This window comes from Streptomyces sp. NPDC030183 (assembly GCF_055573455.1).
Genome location: NZ_JBVIBK010000035.1, coordinates 76,485 through 82,859, shown reverse-complemented (window position 1 = coordinate 82,859; position 6,375 = coordinate 76,485). Strand labels below are relative to the sequence as shown.

Below are 6,375 nucleotides of genomic sequence, written 5' to 3'. Positions count from 1 at the left end.
CTCATCCACCAGATGAGGCGGAAACGCCTGCGTCAGCACCCCGACAGCGATCCGGTCCGACAACCGCTCACCCGCAGGCGTCCTGGCCTGCCCCACCCTCGCCACACGAACGACAACGAGACAAAACCACTTAAGTCACCGGCATTGGGCCTAGAGGTGGGGCGCGCCGTGGGGTCGGCTCAACAGGAAGAGGACCACACGCGACCGAAGTCGATGTGGGAGCGCGTGACCAGCCACTGCTGCGAATGCATGTGCCCCAGTGGAACAGGCATCCGGTGGTACGTCAACCGACTTGAGACGCGGCGCTCACACTGCGGACAGCCTTGACACCACGGGGAACCGCCCCCGTACTCTCGGCACAGACCGCTGCTGAGGGGCTCGGTCGTGCGCGTCCCGGTACGCGCCTCGTGTGAAGGCACCGTGTTCGACTCGACGTGCCACGGAGCCCTTCGCATGCCTCTCCTTCTTCTCCGCTCCACTCCGGCTTTCCGCCCAACTGCGGCCTCCTGCCTCCTTCTTCCGCCGTTCCCGGGGCGTCTCTCCCGTTCCCGGAACCTGGGCGGGACGTACGACGGACCCGGCCTCGACATCCATCTCGTCGACCCCTGTCCGCCGGGGGCCGGGCGCATCTGGCGGGCCGACCAGTCGCCGCTGCTCTGGATGAACTCGCAGGCGGAGGACATCACGATGTTCACCGACGAGACGGTGCGCATGGACGGCCCCGTACGGGAGGGGCCCACGCTGCACGAGTGGGCCGGGCTCGACGGGCGGTTCTTCCCGGACCGGCGGATCCAGGGCGCCTATCTGACCTGGGTGTACGAGCGGGCCGTCGCCGATCTGCCGCGGGGGGTCACCGTCCGCCACCATCCCCGGCGCGCGCTCCGGGTCGCCGGTCCCCGCGAGGGGCGACAGCGGGTGTGGCTGGAGGGGCGTCCGCGTCCGCTCCACGTGGACCTCGTCGTCCTCGCGCTCGGTCATCTGGACGCCGAACTCGACGCCCAGCAACGGGCGTTGGGGGAGTACGCGAAGGCCCACGGGCTGGTTCATCTGCCGCCGGACTTCACCGCCGACAGCGACCTGTCCCGGCTCGCGCCCGGTGAACCGGTGCTCGTACGGGGCCTCGGGCTCGCCTTCGTCGACCTCATGGTGCTGCTGACGGAGGGGCGGGGCGGACGGTACGAGGGCGACCAGGCCGGGCGGGGGCGACGAGACAGGGGGCGACGAGACATGGGGCGACAGGACAGGGGGCGACGAGACAGGGGGCGACAAGACAGGGGGTGCCGGGATGAAGGGCGATGCCGCCCGGCGCGGCGGGAGCGGGGGTCCCGGCGGAGACGGGGATCTCGGTGGGCACCGGTGTGAGGGTGACCGGAGGGTGGTTCAGCCGGGCTCGGTGCCGCGTGGAGGGCTTCCACGCGGCGACGGCTTCGGTGCGGAACCGTCGGCCGTGCCCCCGTCACCGCAGGGGCAGGCCGTACGGGTCGTCGACGCCACCGCGAGCGAGGCGCGGGGGACGGCGGCCCGGTACGCGGACGTGGTGCTCGTGCGTGCGGCCGCCCCCGAACAGGCCGCCGCCGTGTGGGAGGAGGTGCGAAGCTCGGCGGCCGGGTTCGGACGCGATCCCGACGAGCTGCGGGTGCTCGCCGCGCTGCATGTCGATCTCGGCGGTGGTGAGCACGCGGCGGAGCCGGGCCACGGTGGCGGAGGGCCCCGGTGGAGCGCACAGGGCCCGCTGTACCGGGGCGGGCCCGTCGATCTGGCTGAACTGGTCACCGCCTGGCACCGGTCGGGTGTCGTCGACGGTTTCCACTTCACCCCGGTCGAGCCGCGCCGTGACCTGGAGCGACTCGTCAACGGCACCGTGGCCCTGCTCCAGCACCGGGGCCTGTTCCGCACCTTCTACCCCGGCAGCACCCTCAGGGAGCACCTGGGCCTCGCCCGGCCCACCGACCGGCACCCCTGGAGGACGGAGGCGGCGGTACCGCGGGCGGCGTCATGAAGGGGAGGGCATGAGGGGCAGGCCATGAGGGGGAGCGGCATGAGGGGGAGCGGCATGAGGGGGAGCGGCATGGGCGGGGAGCGTCGCGGTGGGGGCCGGGAGTGCGCGCGTGGTGGTGCCGTCCCGTGCGCGCCCGGGTCGCCTCAGCTGCCCGTCCCCACCCTCGGAGGCCGGCTCGCCGTCGCCGTGGAGGCCGGGCGAGGGGGCCCGTGCCTGGGGCGGGGCGGGGCGTGCCGTGGCGCCGTCCGGGATTCACACAGAATCCCCACATCCCCGTCGGCGAGATCAACTGCCCTGCCGGTTGGGCCCGTTGGTGTTCGAGCGGCCGAAAGGCACTCTTGCGGGGATCGGCGGTGCGGCCGAATACTTCCCCCCAGCGCCTTGTCAGGAGCACGGCATGTTCGGAATCCGGACACGTGCCCCTGATTCGCGCCTCACGGGCCCAAACCCCACGCGGGCCCCCGACTTCCCTTTAGGAGGGAACGAACAGTGAGGATCAAGCGCACCACTCCCCGCAGCGGTATCGCGAGACGGACCCGGCTCATCGCCGTGACCACCGGACTCGTGGCCGCGGCCGCCGCCGCAGTCCCCACCGCCAGCGCGGCAGACACCCGGACGTTCAGCGCCGCGGAGCTGAAGAGCGCCAGCGCGTCGGTGCTCAAGGCGGACATCCCCGGTACCGCCTGGGCGATCGACGAGAAGACGGACAAGCTCGTCGTCACCGTCGACAGCACCGTCTCCCAGGCCGAGCTGCTGAAGATCAAGGAAGCGGCGGGCGACAAGGCCGGCGCTCTCACGATCAAGCGGACGCCGGGCAAGTTCAACAAGCTGATCAAGGGCGGCGACGCCATCTATGCGAGTAGCTGGCGCTGCTCGCTCGGCTTCAACGTCCGCAGCGGGAGCACCTACTACTTCCTGACCGCCGGTCACTGCACCGACGGCGCGGGCACCTGGTACTCCAACTCGGGCCGTACCACGGTCCTCGGCCCGACCACCGGGTCGAGCTTCCCGACCAACGACTACGGCATCGTGCGCTACAGCAACACCTCCATCGCCAAGGACGGCACCGCGGGCAGCGTGGACATCACCAGCGCGGCCACCCCGAGCGTGGGCACCAACGTCATCCGTACCGGCTCCACCACCGGTACCCGCACTGGACGCGTGACCGCTCTCAACGCGACCGTGAACTACGGTGGCGGCGACATCGTCTACGGCATGATCCAGACCACGGTCTGTGCCGAGCCCGGCGACTCCGGCGGCCCGCTCTACGGCAGCAACGGCGTCGCGTACGGTCTCACCTCCGGCGGCAGCGGCAACTGCAGCTCCGGTGGCACGACCTTCTTCCAGCCGGTCACCGAGGCCCTGAGCGCCTACGGCGTCAGCGTCTACTAGGCCGACCGGGCCGACCGGGCCGACCAGGCCGGTCAGGCCGACCGTATCGCGGTACCGCGGTCGATAGTTCGAGAGTTCGAGCCCCCGCACGTGACGACGTGCGGGGGCTCGCCCTGTTGTGGCGGCGGGGCCACCGCGCACCTGCTTCCGTCGCGTGAGTCCCGTCCGGAACAGGTCCCCACGGGGGCGACTTTCAGACAGGACTAGACCTCACCCGTTGCGGAGGGGGTCGTCGCGTCCTGTGTTTGCAGTGCGAATTCGCAGGGGGCGTTACCGGACGGTAATGACATAGGGGGCGTGCGCCCACGGTGTGTGCTCGTCCTGAAGTCGACCTTGTGTGCTCCCTGCGCGCCTCGGAATAGTTGGCGCCGCACAGTTGGCATGGACGTGGCGTTTTTCTTGTTCGCCGCCTCCGGATCCGTATTCCTTACGGTCGAACGGGGTCCCCACAACCTCTTCGGCCGACCCCCCACAGGAGGACGAGAGTTGAAGCACCGTCGTATACCCAGGCGCCGTGCCGTCGTGACGGGCGCGGGTATCGCCGCGCTGGTCGCCGCCGGAGTCACCTTCCAGACTGCGAACGCGAGCGAGACCGCGCCGACCCCCCAGCCGAAAGCGCTCTCCGTGCTGGCGGCCGGAAAGCTCGCCTCGACCCTCGGTGAGGACCTCGGCGCCGACGCGGCGGGAACGTACTACGACGCGAAGAGCAGGCTCCTCGTCGTGAACGTGCTCGACGAGGCCGCCGCCGAGACCGTCGAGGCGGCCGGCGCCAAGGCCCGGATCGTCGAGAACTCCCTCGCCGAGCTGAAGAGCGCCCGGACCACCCTCAAGGAGGACGCCACCATCCCCGGCACCTCCTGGGCCACCGACCCCACCACCAACAAGGTCGTCGTCACCGCCGACCGCACCGTCTCCAAGGCCGAGCTGGCGAGACTGACCGACGTCGTGGACGGGCTCGGCGCCAAGGCCGAACTCAAGCGCACGAAGGGGGAGTTCCGGACCTTCGTCGCGGGCGGCGACGCCATCACCGGCGGCAGCGGGCGCTGCTCCCTCGGCTTCAACGTGGTCAAGGGCGGCGAGCCCTTCTTCCTGACGGCGGGTCACTGCACCGAGGGCATCTCCAGCTGGTCGGCCGGCGGCCAGGTCATCGGCCAGAACGCGGACTCCAGCTTCCCGGGCAATGACTACGGGCTGGTCAAGTACACCGCGGACGTCGACCACCCCAGCGAGGTCAACCTCTACAACGGCTCGACCCAGGCCATCAGCGGCGCCGCCGAGGCCACCGTCGGCATGAAGGTGACCCGCAGCGGCTCGACCACCCAGGTCCACAGCGGCACGGTCACCGGTCTCGACGCCACCGTGAACTACGGCAACGGCGACATCGTCAACGGCCTCATCCAGACCGACGTCTGCGCCGAGCCCGGCGACAGCGGCGGTTCCCTCTTCTCCGGCGACAAGGCCGTCGGCCTGACCTCCGGCGGCAGCGGCGACTGCACGTCGGGCGGCGAGACCTTCTTCCAGCCGGTCACCGAGGCGCTGTCGGCAACGGGCACGCAGATCGGCTGAGATCGGGGCCGCCGGGCGTCGGGGTCGGCTGAGGTCGCCGCTGGGTGTCCGGGTCGGCTGAGGCCGGGGCCGCCGGGCATCCGGGCCGGCTGAGGCCGGGGCCGCCGGGCGTCCGGGCCGGCTGAGGCCGGGGCCGCCGGGCTCCCGGATTGGCTCACGCCGGGCGCGCCCGGAAGTGGAGTCCTCCGCCCGCGGGCCCGGTCCCTGGGTCACACCTCCGAAGGCCCGCGTTGCGGCTTTCTCTTCAGGGCCGCCATCACCACGGTGATGGCGGCCCCCGCCGTTGCCCAGGCGGCGAGCACCAGCAGGGGGACGGTGATGTCGTTGCCCTCGAAGTACGCGATCGAGCGGGCCACCCAGACACCCGCGCCCGGCGGCAGCGCCGGACCGATCGCCGCCCAGAACGGGGGCAGCAGCGGCGGTGGCAGCGCGCCGCCCGCGCTCGGGTTGCCGGCGATCACCACCAGCAGCACGGCGACCCCGATACCGGCGATCCCGAAGACGCACTGGAGCGCCAGCGTGGCCGCCCCCACCGCGAAGACGACCAGCGTCCCCAGCCCCCACAGGGCCGCCACGCTTCCGGGCAGCGCGCCCAGGACCGGCCCGGCGATCACCGCGCCGCCGAGTCCGCCGAGGACCGAGAACACCGCCAGGGCGGCGAGCCGGATCACCCCGCGCCGCAGATTGGTGGGCCGCGCCCCCGCGCTCATCGCCAGCGCCGACGCGCACAGATAGCCGCCGACGCACCAGCCCACGACCAGATAGAAGGACGTGAGCCCGTTGGCGTCCCCGAGGTCGGCCGGGGCCACGTCGACCGTCCGCAGGGTGCGCCCCTCGGACTGCTCCAGCGTGCCGACGAGGGTCGCCAGCGCGCCGGCGAGGGAGCGGCCGCCACCGGAGGCGACCAGCAGGGTGTCGGTGGTGCGGGCCGGGTCGACCAGCAGGGCGCCGTCGATCTCCCGGTCCAGGATCAGCGCGCGCGCCGCCGCCGCGTCGGCCACCGTGCGCGGGTCCAGCGGCTCGCCCGGCAGCCGCTCCAGCCGGGTCACCGTCTGCTCGGCCGCCGCCCGCGGCGCGACCACGCCGAACGGCACGTCCCTGAGTTTCGGATGGTGCAGCGCCCCGACGTACGAGGCGATGAAGAGCAGCTGGAGCGCGAGGACACCGACGACGAGCAGGGTGGCCCGCGGGGTGACCCCGTCCCTCAGCTCGTCGAGGAAGGACGGCGGGGCGGCCGGGCCCTGTGCGGAGGCCGGGCTCTGTGCGGAGGCGGCCGGGCCCTGTGTGAGGAGGGACGGGTCCGGTGGGGAGGACGGACGGGGGCTGTCGGCCGGCTGCGTCATGTCCTCACGGTCCGAGCCGCCGTGCGTTTGCGCAGGTGGGGCGGGGCCGAACGGATGTCGTACAGAGGTTCGAAA

At 72.1% G+C, this 6,375-nt stretch carries 3 protein-coding genes and 2 pseudogenes; 4 read left to right on the top strand and 1 reads right to left on the bottom strand.

The features are described from left to right. Positions 1-453 precede the first annotated feature (453 nt). The 4 genes and pseudogenes from ACZ4Z2_RS32910 to ACZ4Z2_RS32895 all read left to right on the top strand — a co-directional run. Positions 454-1,188, top strand: a pseudogene (locus ACZ4Z2_RS32910) (FAD/NAD(P)-binding protein); the annotation flags it as partial. A gap of 250 nt (positions 1,189-1,438) precedes the next feature. Continuing rightward, a pseudogene (locus ACZ4Z2_RS32905) lies at positions 1,439-1,999 on the top strand (LLM class oxidoreductase); the annotation flags it as partial. Between the two features lie 489 nt (positions 2,000-2,488). After that, a complete protein-coding gene (locus ACZ4Z2_RS32900; RefSeq protein WP_468081038.1) occupies positions 2,489-3,391 on the top strand; it encodes a S1 family peptidase in 903 nt (300 codons plus the stop codon). A gap of 486 nt (positions 3,392-3,877) precedes the next feature. After that, positions 3,878-4,957 (top strand): S1 family peptidase, encoded by a 1,080-nt coding sequence (locus ACZ4Z2_RS32895; RefSeq protein ID WP_468081037.1) that lies wholly within the window; start codon positions 3,878-3,880, stop codon positions 4,955-4,957. A 209-nt stretch (positions 4,958-5,166) separates the two neighbouring features. On the opposite strand, the gene ACZ4Z2_RS32890 is transcribed toward ACZ4Z2_RS32895, so the two are convergent. Then, positions 5,167-6,300, bottom strand: a complete 1,134-nt coding sequence (locus ACZ4Z2_RS32890; protein WP_468081036.1) for a DUF3533 domain-containing protein — start codon at positions 6,298-6,300, stop codon at positions 5,167-5,169. Positions 6,301-6,375 lie beyond the last annotated feature (75 nt).

Bases quoted from the DNA above. Each gene is read 5' to 3' on its own strand.
- ACZ4Z2_RS32890 (WP_468081036.1), bottom strand. From the start codon at position 6,300: ATGACGCAGCCGGCCGACAGCCCCCGTCCGTCCTCCCCACCGGACCCG.